The organism is Mesorhizobium sp. M0207, from assembly GCF_040321995.1.
Lineage (GTDB): Bacteria > Pseudomonadota > Alphaproteobacteria > Rhizobiales > Rhizobiaceae > Mesorhizobium.
The window spans coordinates 558,629-578,625 of record NZ_JAMYSQ010000001.1 but is presented as its reverse complement, the minus strand read 5'-3'; the positions used below and the strand labels follow the sequence as shown (position 1 = coordinate 578,625).

Here is a 19,997-nt window from a genome sequence, read left to right as displayed (position 1 = left end):
CTGTAAACGCCGTCATGACCGAGTTCTCGCTCTCCGATCTGGAGAAGATTATTGGCGAACGCGCACGTTCCGGCGATCCGGATTCGTGGACGGCCAAGCTCTTTCAGCGTGGCATGAGCAAGGCAGCGCAGAAACTCGGCGAAGAGGCAGTCGAAACGGTGATCGCAGCCGTCAGCGCCGACCGGGACGCGCTTGTTTCGGAAAGCGCCGATCTCATCTATCATTGGCTTGTCGTTCTTGGCGTAGCGGGCATTCCGCTGAGCGATGTGCTCAACGAGCTTGAACGCCGCACCGGTCGTTCGGGCATCGCCGAAAAGGCGTCTCGGCTGGACCGGGGCTGATCGCTGCGGAGGAACTCGATGGACCAGCTCGCTCCTACCGAGAAGTATTCACCCTATCGTTTCTTCTCGGCCGAGCAATGGTCGCGGTTCCGCGCCGATACGCCGATGACGCTCACCGAGGACGAGGTCCGTCGTCTGCGGTCGCTGAACGATCCGGTCGATCTCCACGAGGTCGAGCGCATCTATCTTTCGATGTCGCGGCTGTTGTCGGCTCATGTCGAAGCCAGTCAACTCCTGTTCAGGCAGCGCCAGGCCTTCTTCAACGCGCTGGACGCGGCCAAGACACCGTTCATCATCGGCATTGCCGGTTCCGTCGCGGTCGGCAAATCGACCACGGCGCGCGTGCTGAAGGAGCTGCTGGCGCGCTGGCCGTCGAGTCCCAAGGTCGACCTGGTCACCACCGACGGTTTCCTGCTGCCGAACGAAGTCCTGCGCCGCAACAACCTGATGGAGCGCAAGGGCTTTCCGGACAGCTACGACGTCGGCGCGCTGCTGCGCTTCCTGTCCGGCATCAAATCGGCGCAGCGCAACGTCCGCGCGCCGGTCTATTCGCACCTGACCTATGACGTCATCCCGGGCGAGTTCCAGACCATCGACCGGCCGGACATCCTGATCTTCGAGGGCATCAACGTCCTGCAGCCGGGCAAGCTGCCGAAGGATGGCAAGATCGTGCCTTTCCTGTCGGATTTCTTCGACTTTGCCATCTACATCGATGCCGAGGAGGCGCTGATCCATCACTGGTATATCGCCCGCTTCATGCGGTTGCGCGAAACCGCCTTCCGCGACCCGGCCTCCTTCTTTCACCGCTATTCGCAACTTTCCGAGGATGCGGCCCGCGCCATCGCCGAGGGCCTGTGGACCAACATCAACCTGAAGAATCTGCGCGAGAATATATTGCCGACCCGCGCCCGAGCCGATCTCATCCTGCGCAAGGGCGCCAACCATCTGGTCGAGGAAGTGGCGCTCAGGAAACTGTGAAATCCCGGGACATTCCTTAAAGTCATCTTAACCCAGTCTTTCTATTGTCGGGCCTGATCTGCGGGCTCGGCAAACAAATGAATGCGCCATTCCTAAACATCGATCGGCCGGCAGCTGACCGCATCGCACGTCCAGGCAGCGGCGGCGCAACGATTGCCCTGATCGTGCCTGTCCACAATGAGGAAGGCGCAATTGCTCCATTCCTGAAGGCGGTATGCGAAAGCACCGCGCCGCTGAAGGACAAAGGCGTTGCCCTCGAGTTCATCTTCGTCAACGACGGCAGCAGCGATACGACGCTCGAAAAGCTGATCGAAGCCCAACAAACCGATCCACGCATCCACGTAATCGACCTTTCACGCAATTTCGGCAAGGAAGCCGCGATGACCGCGGGGCTCGACAGCTGCGATGCCGATGCAGCGATCCCGATGGATGTCGATATGCAGGATCCGCCGCATGTCATTCCGCTGCTTGTAGAAAAGTGGCGCGAGGGTTTTGAGGTTGTTCTGGCCAAGCGAGCCAATCGGTCGAGCGACAGCTTTCTCAAGCAGCGCTCCGCCTCGATGTTCTACCGCGTTCACAACTGGATCGCGCAGCAGAAGATCCCGCACGATGTCGGCGACTTCCGTTTGATCGACCGCCAGGTCATCCAGGCGCTGCGGTCTTTGCCCGAACGCCGTCGTTTCATGAAGGGCCTGTTCGCCTGGGTCGGGTTCCGTACCGCAAGCGTCGAATATGTCCGCGATCAGCGCATCGCCGGCCAGTCGAAATTCTCCGGCTGGAAGCTGTGGAACTTCGCGCTCGAAGGCATCACCAGCTTCTCCACCGCTCCGCTTGAAATCTGGACCTATGTCGGCGCGACGATTTCCGCGCTGTCGTTCCTCTACGGCCTGCTGATCGTCGCCAAGACAATGATCTTTGGCGTTGATGTGCCCGGCTACGCCTCCCTGCTGGTCAGTGTTCTTTTCCTTGGCGGCATCCAGTTACTCGGCATCGGCATCATCGGACAATACCTCGGCAGGGTCTACGCCGAGATCAAGCAGCGTCCGATCTACATCGTGCGCCGCAAATATGAGGGAATGAGCTGATGGAGATCGACGCCTACCGACAGATGGCCGCCACCGAAGACGAGCATTGGTGGTTCTGCGGGCGTCGCGCCATCGCCGAGGCGGTCATTCGCAGCATCGGCCTGCCTGAAAACGCGCGCATCGTCGAGATCGGCGCCGGCACCGGCGGCAACATCCGGATGCTGGAGCAGTTCGGCGCAGTGACGGCAGTCGAGATGAGCGATCTCGCGCGCAGGATTGCCTGGGAAAAGACCGGCCGCGACTTCCTCGCCGGACATCTGCCGGACAACATTCCTGTCGCGCCGCAAAGCTGCGACCTCGTCTGCCTGTTCGACGTGCTGGAACATGTCGCCGAAGACGAGGCGTCGCTTGCCGCGATCCGCCAGATGCTGAAGCCGGGCGGCGGCGTCGTCCTCACGGTGCCAGCACACCAATGGTTGTGGAGCACGCATGATGTTGGGCTGCATCACATGCGGCGCTATTCACGCAATCTGCTGCGTGAACGAATTGAAAAGGCTGGTTTCGCGATCGACCGGCTGAGCTACACAAATGCCGCGCTCTTCCCGGTAGCGGCGCTGGCACGACTGGTGGACAGGTTGCGCAGGCCGGCCTTGCCAGCCGGTCATGCCACGCCGCCGAAACCACTGAATGCAGCGATGAAGGCAGTGTTTTCGGCGGAAGGCCGCATCATACCAAATGCAAGCTTGCCCTTCGGGGTTTCGCTGCTGGCGGTATTCCGCAAGAACAGCGCCGTCGAAACCGCTCGCCCCGACGAGAAATTGGCAGCTTGACCGCGTCATGGGCACCGGCTCGTATCGTCGACTATCGCGCTTTGCGCTGATTGGCATCGCGTCGACGCTGATCTACGCCGTTTGCGCTTTTCTGCTGTCGCGTGGACAGGCAACGGCAGCCTTGCCGGCGGCGCTCACATCGTTTGCGGCCTACGCCGTCGCCGCGTTGTTCTCCTACACCGGGCATAAATATTTCACGTTCACCTCGGGCGGCAGTCACGCTATGGAATTGCCCCGCTTCCTCCTGCTCACCGCTTCCGGCCTCGCCGTCGCGATCGCCCTGCCGGGGCTTTTGACCCAGATGCTCGGCGTCCCTGCCGCAATCCCGATCCTGCTCACCTGCATTGCCGTGCCGGTCATCAACTATGTCGTCCTCGGGCGGTGGGTGTTTCGTGGTCTCTAGCGCGCGATCCCTCAGTGAACTGCTGCCCGGCGCCAACCGCTTCTCGCCCTTTGCGGGCGTAGCGGGTGCTCCGTTGCTGCTGGCCTGCCTGATCGTCACATACGCCGTCTGGCTATCCACCGTTGCAATCCCGACCAATGTCGACGTGTCATGGCTTCTGGTCGTCTGCGACCGCCTGCTTGGCGGAGAGCGGCTCAACACCGACATCGTGGAGACCAACCCACCTTTCTCGATCTGGCTCTACATGCCGTTCATGCTCCTGGAAAAGCTCACTGGCATGCGTGCGGAATTCTGGCTGACGCTTGGCATCGTTTGCCTGAGCCTGGCCAGTCTTTCCGTTTCCGTCCGCATTCTCGCGCGCGATGAACCGGTCTACCGGCAGCCCCATGCGCTGTGGGCGGCAGCGGCGGCCCTGTTTTTGATCCTGTGTTTCATGCCGGATCAATTCGGCCAACGCGAGCACTTCGCATTGATTGCCATTCTGCCTTGGGTGGCGTTGCAATGCACACGTCAGCGGAACCTGGATTTCAGCGCGGGCTCGCGCCTGGAGCACATGGTCGCGGGCTTCGGCGCGGCGGTCGTGGTCATGGTCAAGCCGCCCTATTTTGTGCTGGCCTTCATGTTGCCGTCGCTCTGTCTTGCGCTTGAAAGGCGGTCGCTGAAACCGCTCTTCGTCGCAGAGAACCTGGTGGGCGCTGCGATCGTGGCCGCCTATATCGCGTCCATCGCGCTCTTCGACCGCGCTTACGTCAGCGACGTGCTGCCCTTGGTCAGGGAGGTCTATCTTCCGTTGAGGGCCTCTGCCGCCGATATGCTGGCAAACTGGCCGAAAGTGGTGCTGCTTCTGGCCGCCGCCACCGTGCTTGCGGCCGGCGGCCTGAGAAAGACGAACTGGGACGTCAGGATTCCGCTCCTGACCGCCCTGGGGTTCATTCCGGCCTTCATCGTCATGGGCAAGGGTTGGCCCAATCACGCGCTGCCGATGGTCGTTGTTGCAACACTTGCATTTGGCATGCAGCTTGTGCGGTTCGGCACATTCGGCAGTGCAGGCTTCGTTCGCAAGGCCGCCCTGATCTTCGGCTGCGTGCTGGTGCTGCAAATAGCGGTCAGGGCACAGTACGCGGCGCTGACGACGGATAACGGCCCGATCGCCCGGTCTGTCGCCGCGATCCGCGCAACGGTCGAAACCCCGACCATCATGTCGATTGCCGACCAGATGCAGGTTGCCCATCCCCTCGCCAGGCTGGTCGGCGGCAGGTTCATATCACGCCATCCGAGCGCCTGGGCGGTCTCCAACGCGGACACGCTCGCCCGCGTCACCGGCGATCTCGAACGGAGACCGGAACTTGAAAGCATCCGCGATCGGGTGATCGGCGAAAACGCCGCCGAGATATCAGCGAAGAAGCCCGATATCGTGCTGTCAGGCTCGCCGGCGTGGACTGCCCTGATGCTGCAGGACAAGCGGATCCAGGTCGCCTTGGCCGACTATCGTCTGCTGCACGCCGAGCCGGAAATCACTGTCTATCTGCGTTACACGGCGCCTGCGCCGCCCCAAACCGATTGAGCTGGAGCCCCCGGAAACCCATGACACGGCTGGATCCAATCGCTCCGCTGGACGACATATGGCTCGATCTCGAGAGCCTCGGTGCAACAGCATGAGCGTCTCGAACGACATTGGCGGCTTGAGCCGCTGGCGCGACCGGGATATTGCGGCGCCGCTGCTTCCTAGCCGCAATGTCCTGGCCATAGCCGCAGTCACCGTCTTCTCGGTCTTCTGGCAGCGACGTTGGGGGACTGTTCCCGACACTAGCTGGCTGATCACGGTCTGCGAGCGTATGCTGTCCGGTGAGCGGCTTTACTCGCAAATCTACGAGACCAATCCCCCATTCAGCGTCTGGCTCTATCTGCCGCCAGTGGCTGCGGCCAGATTGCTGGGCACCGCCCCGGAAATCCTGGTTGAGGCCTGGACATACCTTGCCGTGCTTATCGGACTTTCGCTCTCGGGCGTGATCGTCAAGCGTGCGGGTTTCACCGAAACTGCATCATTGTTTGCACTGGGGCCAGCGTTTTGCGCAATGTTCGTGGTCTTCCCCGGAAATGCCTTCAGCGAGCGGGAGCATATCGGCATGGCACTTTTCATGCCGCTGCTTGCGCTTCATGCCTGGCGCGCGCGCAGAGATGCAGCTGCCCAACCAGACCCCGGGCTCGCCGTACTCGCCGGCCTGTCGGGCAGCATTCTGCTGCTGGTCAAGCCCTACTATGCGATCATGGTGTTGGCGCCGGCGCTGGTCGTTGCAGTGCGCCGGCGCAGTCTGAAATCGATCTTCGCCCTGGAACACTGGGTCATTGGCGGCATCTGCGTTGTCTATCTCAGCACGGTCACGCTGATCCATCCGGAATTCGTGCGCGACATCTATCCCCTCTTGGCGGACGTTTATGCAAAGATCGGCATCTTTTGGCCGATTGTGATCGGCTACGGTTTCTCGTGGTGTTTCCTTGTCTTCCTGATCTGGTGGCTGTGGCCGGCCAGGCGGTTTCCAGAGCTGGCGGCGGTAGCGTTGGCGGCATCGATCGCCGGCATGTTTCCCCTGTTCTACCAAGCCAAAGGCTGGTCTTATCATGCCTATCCCGCGATCTTTTGCGCTGTGGCAGCCATTTTCTGCCTGTTGGCACTGCCCAGGATCGTGCAGCGGCCGTCGAAGCTGTTGACGTTCGTGACGGCTCCTTCGCGAGCTTGGGCATTGGCGGCGGTGGCAATCGCTTTCTTGCCGTACTGGAGCACCCAGAAACCAGGGCCGGCGCTGGTTGCTGCAATTCGCGCCGCCACCGATCGGCCGACCGTAGCGTTGGTTAGTTCGGATATTTCCTCGGGACATCCGTTGAACCGTATGATCGATGGGCAGTTCGTTTCGACCCACGTCAGCGATTGGCTTGGAGCGTTCGCACTTTCCCTGTCCCGGCAGGCAGCTCTCTCGGGTGACACCGCCGAAGCCATGCGTTACCGAGCCATCATGGCGCGCTACGTCGAAAGCAAACGCGAAGAGTTCGTGCGTCTGCGCCCGGATATCGTCGTCTTCAAGAAAAACAACACGATGTGGACAAGCCAACTGATGGGGCATTTTGGCTTTGACGCCATCCTGGCGCACTACCGCATTCTTATCGAGGACGAGACCGAGCGCATCTATCTGCGCGACGATTATGTCCGCCCGGGCCGCCGGCCACCCGAACAGCCTATTTCGGCATCGTCACCCGTCGCAGCGTCAGATTGATGCGGCCGCCACTCCTGAGCAATGCCGAGGTCGACGGGTAGATACGGTCGACGCCGTGAAAGCAGAGCCGCCCTTCGCCGCCAAGCACGACGACGTCGCCGCTCCTCAGCCTGAACGATTTGGTAGCGCCGTCGCGCGTCGTCTGGCCGACCCGGAACAGGCAATCGTCGCCGAGCGACACCGAGACGACAGGCGCGGAGAAATCGCTCTCGTCGCGATCCTGGTGAAGACCCATCTTGGCATCCTGCGAATAGAAATTGACCAGGCAGGCTTCCGGCAGGTGCGCATAGGCAGATACATCCCGCCACAGTTCGAGCAGCATCTCCGGGATCGGCGGCCAAGGCCTTCCGGTCACCGGGTGGGTCGGCTGGTAGCGATAGCCGTGCTCTTTGTCGGTGACCCAGCCCAGCGGACCGCAATTGGTCATGCGCACGCTCATCTCCTTGCCGGTACGCGGCATCGCCGGCACGAACAGCGGCGCCTTCTGCACGACCTGCCTGATATCTTCCACCAGCACTTCCTGCATGGCGCGCGACAGGTAGCCGGGCATATGGCGGACGCCTTTGGGCAGTACGAGCATCGCGTCGGTTAATCCGTTGGTCTGGAGAAATCAGAATGCCACCGTCAAATGAAAACGGCGACCCGAAAGCCGCCTCCGACGGTGGCTGCGCGCTTTAACCGGCGATCTGAGATCCGAAGCCGCTTCGGCTGTCACTCATCCCCGACCCGGCCGCGCAGTTTCTTGATCGAGCCGCGCCCGGCCTTGCTCTTGAGCCGTCTTTCGACCGCGCCTTTGGACGGCCTGGTCTTCTTGCGCGGCGGTGGTGGTGGTTCGGCGGCCTTGGCGACCAGTGCCGTCAGCCGCGCCCGGGCGTCCGCCCGGTTCTGCTCCTGGGTGCGGAAGCGTCCGGCTTCGATGACGATGACGCCGTCCTTGGTGGCGCGCTGGCCGGCAAGCTTGATGGTCCGTTCGCGCACCCGCTCCGACAGGCCAGCCGCATTGGCGGCATCGAAGCGCAATTGCACTGCCGTCGCCACCTTGTTGACGTTCTGGCCGCCCGGGCCGGACGAACGGATGAAGTCCTCGTGCAGGTCGCCCGGATTAATCACCGCATCGTCGGTAATGATGATCTTGTCGTCGGCGTTCATGCCGCACTCATGGCGCGGCAGGCGAAAAAAGAAAAGGCCCGATTGAAGCCGGGCCTTGAAGCATCACCAGGGGCGACGGCTATTCAGCCGCTACCTGCATGCGTGGTGCGGCGCCGAGCACCGTGGCGTCGACATGGGCTTCGAATTTCTCGAAATTTTCGACGAACATGCCGACCAGCCTTGCCGCCTGCCGGTCGTAGGCGGGCTTGTCGATCCAGGTCGATCTAGGGTCGAGAATGGCGCGGTCGACGCCGGCAACCGTCACCGGTACGTCGAAACCGAAATTGGCGTCGGTGCGGAAGTCGGCCGCTTTTAGCGAGCCGTCGAGCGCCGCCGCAAGCAGCGCCCGTGTTGCTTTGATCGGCATTCGTTTGCCGGTGCCGTAGGCGCCGCCGGTCCAGCCGGTGTTGACCAGCCAGCAATCGACGCCGTGGCGGGCGATGAGCTCGCGCAACAGATTGCCGTATTCCGACGGATGCCGCGGCATGAACGGTGCGCCGAAGCATGTCGAAAATGTCGCTTCGGGTTCCGTAACGCCCTTCTCGGTCCCCGCCACCTTGGCGGTATAGCCGGAGAGGAAATGGTACATGGCCTGCGCCGGGGTCAGCCGCGCGATCGGCGGCATCACACCGAATGCGTCGGCGGTCAGCATGATGATGTTCTTCGGGTGGCTGGCGCGCCCCGTCTTGCTGGCGTTGGGGATGAAGTGGAGCGGGTAGGCGCAGCGTGTGTTTTCGGTCAGCCCGCCGTCGTCGAAATCCGGCACGCGGCCTGCGTCGAGCGCCACATTCTCCAGCACCGTACCGAAGCGCTGGGTGGTGGCGAAGATCTCCGGCTCGGCTTCGGCCGAAAGCTTGATCGTCTTGGCATAGCAGCCGCCCTCGAAATTGAAGATGCCGTGCGGTCCCCAGCCATGCTCGTCGTCGCCGACCAGCGTGCGCGACGGGTCGGCCGACAACGTCGTCTTGCCGGTCCCGGAAAGGCCGAAGAAAACGGCCGCGTCGCCGACGGGCCCTTCATTGGCCGAGCAGTGCATCGGCATCACACCCTTTGCCGGGAGCAGATAGTTGAGCACGGTGAACACCGACTTCTTCATCTCGCCGGCATACGAGGTACCGCCGATCAACACGATCATGTGCGAAAGATCGACGGCAATCACCGTTTCGCCGCGCGTGCCGTGGCGGGCGGGATCGGCGCGGAACGACGGCAGGTCGATGATCGTCAAATCGGGCATGAAATGCTCGAGTTCGGCGGCGGCCGGTCGGATGAGCAGATTGCGGATGAACAAGGAGTGCCAGGCAAGCTCCGTGATCACCCTGGTCGGCAGCTTCAGTTCCTCGTCGGCGCCGCCGACCAGGTCCTGCACATAAAGGTCCTTTCCAGCCGCGTGGGCGCGAAAATCGGCAAGCAGCGTATCGAACTGGATCGGCGAAATCGCTTTGTTGTTGTCCCACCATATATGCGGCGCGGTGCTTTCGTCGCGCACCACGAATTTGTCCCTGGGCGAGCGGCCGGTGTGCTGCCCGGTCTCGGCGGCAAGCGCGCCATGCGCGGTGAGTCGGGCCTCGCCACGGCGGATTGCCTCCTCGTAGAGCGCGGCCGCGCCGAAATTATAGCGTACCACGCCCGTGGTTCTCAGGCCGATGCGATCGATTGCACATGCAGGATTGCGTTTGCCGGCTTCCGACATGGGTGTCCCTTCTTCGATTTACCGCGTCTTTACCGGCGAATTCCGGAACCCCCATTGCAGGAGCTAAAAACGTCAAAACCAGAAAAGGCGAATGATATCAAATCATTAATCGATTTAAATATTTTGAAAGTTGTTTAAATCGTTTATATGTGCAAAAACACTGATGGTTGCCCAAAGGATTGGCGATGTTCATTCGTCCAATCCATATCGAGGTACAATTGTAGCCGTCGACATGCCGCGCGTGACAGCGGATACAGCCTGTGCCACATTTTGTACCTAATTTGTCCTGCAAAAGCCCCTTCTCGACGAAAGAAGGGACAGCTCATGAGGGAGCCGCTTGAAATGGCAACAATCGCGCTTGTCGACGACGATCGCAACATTCTGACTTCGGTTTCGATCGCCCTCGAATCCGAGGGTTATCGGGTCGAAACCTACACGGATGGGGCATCGGCGCTGGAGGGACTGGCGGCGCGCCCGCCGAACCTCGCCATCCTTGACATCAAGATGCCGCGCATGGACGGCATGGAGTTGCTGCGCCGGATGCGTCAGAAATCCGACCTGCCAGTAATCTTCCTGACCTCCAAGGACGATGAGATCGATGAACTGTTCGGCCTCAAGATGGGCGCCGACGACTTCATCCGCAAACCCTTCTCGCAGCGTCTTCTGGTGGAGCGCGTCCGCGCCGTGCTGCGCCGCGCCAGCACCCGCGAGGCGGCGGCCAAGGCGCCCAACCAGCAGGCCCGGTCGCTTGAGCGCGGCCAGCTTGTCATGGACCAGGAGCGCCACACCTGCACCTGGAAGGGCGAGCCGGTGACGCTTACCGTCACCGAGTTCCTCATCCTGCATTCGCTGGCACAGCGTCCGGGGGTCGTAAAAAGCCGTGATGCGCTGATGGATTCGGCTTATGATGAGCAGGTCTATGTCGATGACCGCACCATCGACAGTCACATCAAGCGGCTACGCAAAAAGTTCAAGGCCGTTGATGATGACTTCGAAATGATCGAAACCCTTTACGGAGTCGGATATCGGTTCCGCGAAGCTTGAGTCGAGCGGGAGCTGCTATTCGATGGCAGTGCAAGTAGAGCGAGTGAGACGGTCGGGCGCCGCCAGGCGCCCGCCGCGGATTCTGCCCGCCTTCGTGTCGAAAATTACGGTGCCGATGCGCCGGTTTCTCGGCCATCACATCTTTTCCAGCCTGACGCGGCGTATCCTCTTTCTCAACCTTGCCGGCCTGGCCGTCCTGGTCACCGGCATTCTCTATCTCAATACCTTTCGCGACGGGCTGATCGACGCCCGTGTCGAGAGCCTGATGACTCAAGGCGAGATCATCGCCGGCGCGATCGCCGCCTCGGCGACGGTCGAGACCGATTCGATCAGCATCGATCCGGAGAAGCTGCTCGAGTTACAGGCCGGCGAAAGCCTCGGCCCGGGCTCCGATCAGCTCGACAATCTCGATTTCCCGATCAATCCGGAGCGCGTGGCGCCGGTGCTCAGGCGGTTGATCTCGCCGACGCGCACACGCGCCCGCATTTACGACCGCGACGCCAACCTGCTGCTCGATTCCCGCCATCTCTATTCGCGCGGCCAGATCCTTCGCTACGATTTGCCGCCGGTCGAAGAGGAACAGCCAGACCTTCTGGAGCGCATCCAGAAATTCGTCTTCGATTTCTTCCGCAACAAGCAGCTGCCTGTCTATCGCGAGCAGCCGGGTGGCAACGGCGCCGCGTTTCCGGAAGTGGTCAAGGCGCTTACCGGCAGCCCGTCGACGATCGTGCGGATCTCGGAGCAGGGCGAGCAGATCGTTTCTGTGGCGGTGCCGATCCAGCGCTTCCGTGCCGTTCTCGGCGTGCTGATGCTGTCGACCGAAGGCGGCGACATCGACAAGATCGTCGCGGCCGAGCGCAAGGCGATCCTGCGCGTGTTCGGCATTGCCGCCCTGGTTACCGCCATCCTGTCGATGCTGCTGGCCTCCACCATCGCCAACCCGCTGCGCCGGCTTTCCGCGGCGGCGGTCAGGGTTCGCCGCGGCGTCAAGAACCGCGAGGAAATCCCCGACTTCTCCGACCGCCAGGACGAGATCGGCAATCTGTCGATCGCCGTGCGCGACATGACCAACGCGCTCTACGCCCGCATCGAGGCGATCGAAAGTTTTGCCGCGGATGTCTCGCACGAGTTGAAGAACCCGCTTACCTCGCTGCGCAGCGCGGTGGAGACATTGCCGCTGGCCAGGAACGACAATTCGCGCAGCCGGCTGATGGATATCATCCAGCACGATGTGAGGCGGCTTGACCGTCTCATCACCGATATTTCCGATGCCTCCCGTCTCGATGCCGAGCTGGCGCGGGAAGATGCAGGAACCGTCGACCTCAAGAAGTTCATCACCGATCTGGTCGCCGTCTCGCGCGAGGCCACGCGCAACAAGAAGGCGGTCGAGATCGAATTCAAGGTCGCCAAACTGCCGCAGGGCGTGAAAGGCTACTTCGTCGTCGGTCATGATCTGAGGATCGGCCAGGTGATCACCAACCTGATCGAGAATGCCCGCTCGTTCGTTCCCGAGGAACGTGGCCACATCACCATATCGCTGGCGCGCGCCGGCAAGTTCAACATCGTCACCATCGACGACAATGGACCCGGTATCCGGGCCGATAACATCGACCGCATTTTCGAGCGGTTCTATACCGATCGGCCGGCCGGCGAGGCGTTCGGTCAGAACTCGGGCCTTGGCCTGTCGATATCCAGGCAGATCGTTGAAGCCCATGGCGGCACGCTGAGCGCCGAGAACATCCCGGGCACCAAGCCTGGCGAGATCAAGGGCGCGCGCTTCGTGGTGACGCTGCCGGCGGAAGGCTGACGGATGAATTCCAATCACGCCTGGTCCTATTGTGCAGCCTGAAAATATTCACGGCACCGCGATCCTGGTAGGTGATCGCGGCATTCTCATCACCGGACCGTCCGGTTTGGGCAAGACGACGCTGGCGCTCGCCCTGATCGATCATTGCAGCCAGCGTGGGCTGTTTTCCCGGCTGATCGGCGATGACCAGCTCTATGCTGCAGATTGCGACGGGCGGCTGGTCTGCCGCGCACCAGCCAGCATAGCCGGCCTCGTCGAGGTGCCGGGATTCGGCCCCAAACCGATACGGTTCGAGCCAAGCTGCGTGATCGACCTCATTATCCGGCTGGTGCCAGCCGGCAAAATGGCCCGCTTCCAGGAAGACTGCAGCGAACTCGTTGTCGGCGTACCAGTGCCGCGCATCGATCTTGCCGGGCGCAATGTAGCGGCGGCCTTGCCGGCAGTGATGTCGCGCCTGTCGATTGCGCCTTTCCTGTGATCCGATTTCGATTTTTTGCTGCAATGCGTCAAATTGGCTTGGGCCGGCGCAATTTTGGGCTTGTCAACGGGCCTTGCGTCGACAAGATAGCGCTCCCGCCACCTGGAACGGTCGGCGAGCATAAAATGCGCCTGTGAAGCGGCGATGACGGGAGCCACCAAAGAATGATCGGACTCGTGCTTGTAACGCACGGTCAACTGGCCGCCGAGTTCCGCAATGCCGTGGAACATGTCGTTGGGCCACAAGACAATTTCGAGACCGTGGCGATCGGTGCCGACGACGATATGGAACAGCGCCGCCGCGACATTATCGAGGCAGTCGGCCGCGTCGATACGGGATCAGGCGTCATCGTTTTGACCGACATGTTCGGCGGCACGCCCTCTAACCTCGCCATTTCCGTGATGGAATCCGGGCGTATCGAGGTCATTGCCGGCATGAACCTGCCGATGCTGATCAAGCTGTCCAGCGTTCGCAAGGGCGACAACATGACGGCCGCGCTGGATGAGGCGCAGGCTGCCGGCCGCAAATACATCAATGTCGCCAGTCAACTCCTGAGCAGCAAATGAGCGCGCTGTTGCCGGAAAAGGACAAGATCGTTCGCGACTTTCCAATCGTCAACCAGCGCGGCCTGCACGCACGCGCCTCGGCCAAGTTCGTTCAAATCGCCAGCGGCTTCAACGCCACGGTCCAGGTCGAGAAGGACGGCGTCAAGGTCGGCGGTACCTCGATCATGGGCCTGATGATGCTGGCGGCGAGCCCCGGTTATTCGATCCGCGTCACCGCCACCGGCCCGGAGGCCGAAGAGGTTATCGATGCGCTGGAGCAACTGGTTGCTTCCCGTTTTGGCGAGGAATGCTGACGGCTTCGCCGACGGCACCTGCTACGGCATGTTCGGGCGCAACCTTGCGGCGGTGAAGGAAATCGCATTTTTGCGCGACCGTCGCGTATTTTGTTCTTGCTTTGTGCCGGCAGCTATGCTACTAATTTCGCTATGGTGCCAATTGGCCCCGAAGACCCGCCCGCCGAGGCGGGTTTTTGTTTCCGGCTTTGAAAGTGTTGCCGATTTGAGGTCTGAAGGACGGCCACCTTGGACAGCACCCCTTCTGCGCGCTCTCATGGCCGCCGCCGCTGAAGACATGCACGGATAAAGATTTCTTTATATCCCATTGTCGTCCCACTCCCGATCTGCTAGTCAGGCCGGCAACTCGCGCCCTCCGAAATGCCTTCGGGGCGGGCGCGTCCCGCAATCAATTCGCATCGGAGCACTGCCATGACGGGTAGCAAGGACTATGTGGTCGCTGACATCGCGCTTGCCGGCTGGGGCCGCAAGGAGATCGAGATCGCCGAAACCGAAATGCCCGGCCTGATGGCCTGCCGCGAGGAATTCGGCGACAAGAAGCCGCTCAAGGGCGCGCGCATCACCGGTTCGCTGCACATGACCATCCAGACGGCGGTGCTGATCGAAACGCTGAAAGCGCTCGGCGCCGACATCCGCTGGGCTTCCTGCAATATCTTCTCGACCCAGGACCACGCTGCCGCGGCCATTGCCGAGGCCGGAATTCCGGTGTTTGCCGTCAAGGGCGAGACGCTGGAGGATTATTGGGTCTACACCGACAAGATCTTCCAGTGGGCCGATGGCGGCACCTCCAACATGATCCTCGATGACGGTGGCGATGCCACCATGTACATCCTGATCGGCGCCCGCGCCGAGGCCGGCGAGGATGTGCTGTCCAATCCGGGCAGCGAAGAGGAAGAGATCCTGTTTGCCCAGATCAAGAAGCGCATGCAGGCATCGCCCGGCTTCTTCACCAAGCAGAAGGAAGCGATCCGCGGCGTCACCGAAGAGACGACGACCGGCGTCAACCGGCTCTATCAGTTGCAGAAAAAAGGCCTGCTGCCGTTCCCGGCGATCAACGTCAATGATTCCGTCACCAAGTCGAAATTCGACAACAAATATGGCTGCAAGGAATCGCTTGTCGACGGCATTCGCCGCGGCACCGACACGATGATGGCTGGCAAGGTCGCGGTTGTCTGCGGCTATGGCGACGTCGGCAAGGGCTCGTCGGCTTCGCTCAAGGGCGCCGGCGCCCGCGTCAAGGTCACCGAGGTCGATCCGATCTGCGCGCTGCAGGCGGCGATGGACGGTTTCGAGGTGGTCACGCTCGAAGACGCGGCGCCGACGGCCGACATCGTCATCACCACCACCGGCAACAAGGACGTCGTTACCCTCGACCACATGCGCCTGATGAAGGACATGGTGATCGTCGGCAACATCGGTCACTTCGACAACGAGATCCAGGTGGCCTCGCTGCGCAACCTGAAATGGACCAACATCAAGCCTCAGGTGGATATGATCACCTTCCCGGACGGCAAGCGGATGATCCTTTTGTCGGAAGGCCGCCTGCTCAACCTCGGCAACGCTACCGGCCACCCGAGCTTCGTCATGTCGGCGTCCTTCACCAATCAGGTGTTGGCCCAGATCGAGCTGTACACCAAGCCCGGCCAGTACGAGAACCAGGTCTATGTCCTGCCGAAGCATCTCGACGAAAAGGTCGCGCGCCTGCATCTCGACAAGCTCGGTGCCCGCCTGACCGAACTGTCCGGCGAACAGGCCGCCTATATCGGCGTCACTCCGCAGGGACCGTTCAAGCCGGAACACTACCGCTATTAACCACGGCGAAACTTGCCACTAGATATTGAAGCCGGGCGATTGACTTTTCGCCCGGCTTTATTTTTGCGCTGATTGATTCTTCACGCCGATTCGCGCAAGCGCTATGGTGCTGATTCGCGGTCCGGGGACGAGGCCCGGGCGCACGCATCAGGGCGGTCTTGCATTCAGGCGGCGAAGAGGACCAAGACATGCCGGGGGATAACCCGCCTTGCGCGGGACAGGCCGTTTCCGGCGGCCATAACGATTCGATCACGGGCTCCGCTGCCAGAGGCGGCAGCCTTCTATGGCGCGCCGGCAGCCGTGTCGGGGTGCTGCTTGCTTCTTCCGCGCTGGTTGGTCCGCTGCTTGGCTTTACTGCACATGCCCAAACCCGCGTGGCGACCGGGCTGTCGGTCAGCACGGTCGAGGTCATGCAACTCGCCATGTTCGTCGGCGTCATGGGGGCGGCATTGCTGTCGGCCATCTTTCTGATCCGCGAACGGGCGCGCACCGCGGCGGAAAATGCCGAGCTCAGGACCCGTATCGCCGACGTCAATGCCGCGCTGCAGCGCTCGGAGGCGCTGCTCCATTCCCGCGATCAGCGCGTGGTGGTATGGGCGGCCGAGAACAAGAAGCCCGAGCTTGTCGGGACATTGCCGATCGAGAGCGGCGCGCCGGAGGACCGGGCGGCCTTCCTGGCTTTCGGCCGCTGGCTGATGCCGCGTTCGGCGGCTGCACTCGAACATGCCGTCGCGGCACTGCGGGACCAGGCAAAGCCGTTCGATCTGGTCATCGAATCGCAGGCCGGCCAGCCGCTCGAGGTTCACGGCCGCAAGAGTGCGGCGCATGTGCTGGTTCGCTTCGTCTCGCTTTCGGAGACACAGCGAAGCCAGGCCAGGCTGAAGATCGAGAACCAGCGCTTAGCCGCCGACCATGAGACGCTGATCGGTCTTCTGGATGCGCTCAAGATGCCGTCATGGCTGCGTACTGTCGACGGGCGGCTGAAATGGGTCAACCGCGCCTATGCCGAAGCGGTCGAGGCCGAGAATGCCGAAGCGGCGGTCCGCGATGGCAAGGAATTCCTCGGCGGCCAGGCGCGCGACACGATCGCTGCGCAGCACAGGTCGCGCGCGGTCTTTGAACAGACGCTCTCCACGGTCATCGAAGGCGACCGCCGTATGTTTGCCGTGACCGATTTTGCCGGGGCGGATGGTTCGGCTGGTCTTGCCTGCGACATCAGCGCTATCGAGGCCATTCGCGCCGAATATGAGCGGACCATGCAGAGCCACGCCGACACGCTCGATCAGCTCAACACCGCCGTGGCGATTTTCGACACCGACGAGAAATTGCGGTTTTTCAATCAGGCGTTCCAGAAACTATGGGGCCTCGACAGCGGCTTCCTGCACAGCGCGCCGGACAACGCCTTGCTGCTCGACCGCCTGCGCAGCGAAGGCAAGATCGCCGAGCAGCCCGAATGGCGGCGCTGGAAAGAGAGCCTGCTCGGCGCTTACCGCGCGGTTGAATCGCAGGAGCATTGGTGGCATCTGCCGGACGGCAAGACCATTCGCGTCGTCGCCAATCCGCAGCCCAAGGGCGGCGTCACCTGGGTGTTCGAGAACCTGACCGAGAAGATGGACCTTGAAAGCCGCTACCAGACCGCCGTCCGGGTCCAGGGCGAGACGCTCGACAACCTCGCCGAAGGCGTCGCTGTGTTCGGCCCCGACGGCAGGCTGAGACTGTCGAACCCGGCGTTCGCGGCATTGTGGGGGCTGGATGCCGATGCCTCAAAACCCAACGTCCATGTCTCGACGATCCGCGACCTTTGCGACCGCCGTGCCGTCGACAGTCCGTGGGGCGGGTTCGTTGCCGCCATCACCGGCTTCGACGACGAGCGCCGCGACCGCCACGGCCAAACCGAATTGAACAACGGCACCGTTTTGCGCTACGCCGTCATCCCTTTGCCCAACGGCCAGGTGATGATGACCTTCGTCGACGTTACCGACAGCGTCAATGTCGAGCGGGCGCTGAAGGACAAGAATGAGGCGCTGCAAAAGTCCGACCAGATCAAGAACGAATTCGTGCAGCACGTCTCCTATGAGCTGCGCTCGCCACTCACCAACATCATCGGCTTTACCGAGCTTCTTTCACTGCCGTCGACTGGTCCGCTGAACCAGAAGCAACGCGAATATATCGGGCATGTCGGCTCGTCCTCCTCGGTCCTGCTCACCATCGTCAACGACATCCTCGACCTGGCGACGGTGGATGCCGGCATCATGGAACTCGACATTTCCGAAGTTCACATCGATCGAACCATTACGGCTGCCGCCGAACTGGTCGCCGACCGGCTGGAGGAACATGCGATCAAGCTCAGGATCGACGCGGCGGCCGCGCCGAAAACCTTCCACGGCGACGAGATCCGCGTCCGCCAGATCCTCTTCAATCTGCTCAGCAATGCCGCCAATTACGCGCCGGAGGCGAGCACCATAACGCTCGCCTGCCGCCAACTTGCCGACGGCGTGGAATTTTCCGTTCACGATGACGGCCCCGGCATGCCGCCGGACCTGCTTGACTCAGTGTTCCGGCGCTTCGAGCCGCGCACCAATGGCGGCCGCCGCCGTGGCGCCGGGCTCGGCCTGTCGATCGTCAAGAGCTTTGTCGAACTGCATGGCGGCAGCGTCCGCATCGAGACCGGCAGGGATAAGGGCACCACGGTTGTTTGCGCCTTTCCCGACACGCCGTCCGGCATCCGCGCGGCGGCCGAGTAGCGCGTTCGATGGCGGTATTGGTGCTGGAGCGTTTTCTCGCCGACGAGGCTGCGACGGCAAGGTTCGGCGAGGATCTCGCCATGTCGCTGCGCGTTGGCGACGTGCTCGCCCTCAAGGGCGATCTCGGCGCCGGCAAATCGACCTTGGCACGGGCGCTGATCAGGGCACTGGCCGACGATGCCGGGCTCGACGTGCCGAGCCCGACCTTCACGCTGGTCCAGAGCTACGACGCGCGTGTGCCGGTTCATCATTTCGATCTCTACCGCTTGGGCACGGCATCCGAGCTGGACGAGCTGGGCTTCGACGAGGCGCTGACGCAAGGCGCCGCGCTGGTCGAATGGCCGGAGCGGGCAGAGGCATATCTGCCGAAAACCTCGGTGCTGGTCGAACTTCTCCAGCAGGGCGACGGCCGACTGGCGAGACTATCGGGAGAGGGCGCCGCCTTCGAGCGCGCGGCGCGATCGCTGGCAATGCGCGATTTTCTCGGGCAGGCCGGTTGGGGCGAAGCGCAGCGACGATATTTCATCGGTGATGCCTCGGCTCGCTCCTACGAGATCGTCACGCTCGCCGGATTTCCGCCGCGCGTGCTGATGAACTCGCCAAGGCTGGTGCTCGGACCGCCAGTCCGCGACGGCAAACCCTATGCCGAGATCGCTCACACCGCGCAATCCGTTTCGGCGTTCGTCGCCATCGACCGGGCCTTGCGGGCCGGCGGCGTCAGCGTCCCGGAAATCCATGCCCAGGATCTCGAGCAGGGTTTTCTTCTGCTGGAGCATCTCGGTTCCCAAGGCTTCCTCGACAAGCGCGGCCAGCCGGTGGCCGCGCGTTATGCGGCGGCGGCCGAACTGCTTGCCATGATGCACGGCAAAACATGGCCGGCCCGCATGCAGGCCGGCCCCGGCGTCTTCCACGACGTGCCGCCTTTCGACCGCGACGCCATAATGATCGAGGCCGAATTGCTGGTCGATTGGTATGTCCCGGCGATATCAGGCGCTCCGCCTAGAGAGGCGCTGCGCGCCGGTTACCGCAGCGAATGGAGTGCGGTGCTCGATCGGCTGGAGGGGCGCGAGTACACGCTGATGCTGCGCGACTTTCATTCGCCCAACCTGATCTGGCGCGCTGACCGTTTCGGTCACGACCGCCTCGGCGTCGTCGATGTCCAGGATGCGCTGATCGGTCCGTCAGCCTACGACGTCGCCTCGCTCGCCATGGACGCGCGCGTCACCATCTCACCTGAAATCGAAAAGCACACGCTCGCCGCCTACATCGCCGCGCGACGTGCTGCCGGTGCCTTCGATGAGAACGAATTCCGCGAAACCTATGCAATCATGGCCGCACAGCGCAATTCCAAGATCCTCGGCATCTTCGTGCGGCTCGAAAAACGCGACGGCAAGCCTTATTATCTGAAGCATCTGCCGCGCATCCGCGACTATCTTCGCCGGGCACTGGCGCATCCGGCGCTGGCCGGGCTGCAGGATTTCTACATCGCCCACGGCTTCCTGGAGGAACGCTCGATTTGACGGCTAAGGATTTGGGCCTGAAGGCGGCGGATGAGCAGCCGATGCCGA

Annotated in this window: 19 protein-coding genes; 16 read left to right on the top strand and 3 right to left on the bottom strand. The window is 62.2% G+C overall.

Annotated elements, in window-relative coordinates:
• The first annotated feature begins 14 nt into the window (after window positions 1-14).
• From NKJ15_RS02645 to NKJ15_RS02615, 7 genes are all read left to right on the top strand, one after another.
• A complete protein-coding gene (locus NKJ15_RS02645; protein ID WP_352451663.1) occupies window positions 15-341 on the top strand; it encodes a phosphoribosyl-ATP diphosphatase in 327 nt (108 codons plus the stop codon).
• An 18-nt stretch (window positions 342-359) separates the two neighbouring features.
• Entirely contained in the window at window positions 360-1,319 is a 960-nt protein-coding gene (coaA, locus tag NKJ15_RS02640; RefSeq protein WP_352451662.1) for a type I pantothenate kinase, read from the top strand.
• Window positions 1,320-1,396: 77 nt separating this feature from the next.
• Window positions 1,397-2,404 (top strand): glycosyltransferase family 2 protein, encoded by a 1,008-nt coding sequence (locus NKJ15_RS02635; RefSeq protein WP_352454814.1) that lies wholly within the window; start codon window positions 1,397-1,399, stop codon window positions 2,402-2,404.
• On the top strand, window positions 2,404-3,174 hold the full coding sequence (locus tag NKJ15_RS02630; RefSeq protein ID WP_352813969.1) for a class I SAM-dependent methyltransferase: 771 nt from the start codon (window positions 2,404-2,406) through the stop codon (window positions 3,172-3,174). The genes NKJ15_RS02635 and NKJ15_RS02630 overlap by 1 nt, the downstream gene beginning before the upstream one ends.
• A 7-nt stretch (window positions 3,175-3,181) precedes the next feature.
• On the top strand, window positions 3,182-3,577 hold the full coding sequence (locus NKJ15_RS02625) for a GtrA family protein (RefSeq protein ID WP_023677541.1): 396 nt from the start codon (window positions 3,182-3,184) through the stop codon (window positions 3,575-3,577).
• On the top strand, window positions 3,567-5,141 hold the full coding sequence (locus NKJ15_RS02620) for a hypothetical protein (protein WP_352813968.1): 1,575 nt from the start codon (window positions 3,567-3,569) through the stop codon (window positions 5,139-5,141). Before NKJ15_RS02625 ends, NKJ15_RS02620 begins: the two co-directional genes overlap by 11 nt.
• A gap of 271 nt (window positions 5,142-5,412) precedes the next feature.
• Window positions 5,413-6,846 carry a hypothetical protein gene (locus tag NKJ15_RS02615; protein ID WP_352813967.1) on the top strand — a complete coding sequence of 478 codons (1,434 nt, stop codon included), beginning with the start codon at window positions 5,413-5,415 and terminating at the stop codon, window positions 6,844-6,846.
• On the opposite strand, the gene NKJ15_RS02610 is transcribed toward NKJ15_RS02615, so the two are convergent.
• The 3 genes from NKJ15_RS02610 to NKJ15_RS02600 all read right to left on the bottom strand — a co-directional run bounded on the left by NKJ15_RS02610 (window position 6,809) and on the right by NKJ15_RS02600 (window position 9,685).
• Complete coding sequence (locus tag NKJ15_RS02610) at window positions 6,809-7,426, bottom strand: alpha-ketoglutarate-dependent dioxygenase AlkB family protein (RefSeq protein ID WP_352472574.1); 618 nt, start codon at window positions 7,424-7,426, stop codon at window positions 6,809-6,811. The two genes, NKJ15_RS02615 and NKJ15_RS02610, sit on opposite strands and share 38 nt — an antisense overlap.
• Window positions 7,427-7,557: 131 nt before the next feature.
• Window positions 7,558-7,995 (bottom strand): alternative ribosome rescue aminoacyl-tRNA hydrolase ArfB, encoded by a 438-nt coding sequence (gene arfB / locus NKJ15_RS02605; RefSeq protein WP_023677545.1) that lies wholly within the window; start codon window positions 7,993-7,995, stop codon window positions 7,558-7,560.
• 79 nt (window positions 7,996-8,074) lie between these two features.
• Window positions 8,075-9,685 (bottom strand): phosphoenolpyruvate carboxykinase, encoded by a 1,611-nt coding sequence (locus NKJ15_RS02600; protein ID WP_352813966.1) that lies wholly within the window; start codon window positions 9,683-9,685, stop codon window positions 8,075-8,077.
• Window positions 9,686-10,027: 342 nt separating this feature from the next.
• On the opposite strand from NKJ15_RS02600, the gene NKJ15_RS02595 reads away from it, so the two are divergent.
• The 9 genes from NKJ15_RS02595 to tsaE all read left to right on the top strand — a co-directional run bounded on the left by NKJ15_RS02595 (window position 10,028) and on the right by tsaE (window position 19,949).
• Complete coding sequence (locus NKJ15_RS02595) at window positions 10,028-10,729, top strand: response regulator transcription factor (protein ID WP_023677547.1); 702 nt, start codon at window positions 10,028-10,030, stop codon at window positions 10,727-10,729.
• 22 nt (window positions 10,730-10,751) lie between these two features.
• Window positions 10,752-12,536 (top strand): sensor histidine kinase, encoded by a 1,785-nt coding sequence (locus NKJ15_RS02590; protein ID WP_023677548.1) that lies wholly within the window; start codon window positions 10,752-10,754, stop codon window positions 12,534-12,536.
• Window positions 12,537-12,567: 31 nt separating this feature from the next.
• Window positions 12,568-13,014, top strand: a complete 447-nt coding sequence (locus NKJ15_RS02585) for an HPr kinase/phosphorylase (protein WP_352744347.1) — start codon at window positions 12,568-12,570, stop codon at window positions 13,012-13,014.
• A 164-nt stretch (window positions 13,015-13,178) separates the two neighbouring features.
• Window positions 13,179-13,580, top strand: a complete 402-nt coding sequence (locus NKJ15_RS02580; RefSeq protein ID WP_023677550.1) for a PTS sugar transporter subunit IIA — start codon at window positions 13,179-13,181, stop codon at window positions 13,578-13,580.
• On the top strand, window positions 13,577-13,873 hold the full coding sequence (locus NKJ15_RS02575; RefSeq protein ID WP_023677551.1) for an HPr family phosphocarrier protein: 297 nt from the start codon (window positions 13,577-13,579) through the stop codon (window positions 13,871-13,873). Before NKJ15_RS02580 ends, NKJ15_RS02575 begins: the two co-directional genes overlap by 4 nt.
• Entirely contained in the window at window positions 13,827-14,162 is a 336-nt protein-coding gene (locus tag NKJ15_RS02570; protein WP_352813964.1) for a hypothetical protein, read from the top strand. Before NKJ15_RS02575 ends, NKJ15_RS02570 begins: the two co-directional genes overlap by 47 nt.
• A gap of 122 nt (window positions 14,163-14,284) precedes the next feature.
• The gene (gene ahcY / locus NKJ15_RS02565; protein WP_023677552.1) at window positions 14,285-15,685 is read left to right on the top strand and encodes an adenosylhomocysteinase; all 1,401 of its coding nucleotides are present in this window, start codon (window positions 14,285-14,287) and stop codon (window positions 15,683-15,685) included.
• A gap of 188 nt (window positions 15,686-15,873) precedes the next feature.
• A complete protein-coding gene (locus NKJ15_RS02560; protein ID WP_352813963.1) occupies window positions 15,874-18,429 on the top strand; it encodes a sensor histidine kinase in 2,556 nt (851 codons plus the stop codon).
• Between the two features lie 8 nt (window positions 18,430-18,437).
• The gene (gene tsaE, locus NKJ15_RS02555) at window positions 18,438-19,949 is read left to right on the top strand and encodes a tRNA (adenosine(37)-N6)-threonylcarbamoyltransferase complex ATPase subunit type 1 TsaE (RefSeq protein ID WP_352813962.1); all 1,512 of its coding nucleotides are present in this window, start codon (window positions 18,438-18,440) and stop codon (window positions 19,947-19,949) included.
• The last annotated feature ends 48 nt before the right edge of the window (window positions 19,950-19,997 follow it).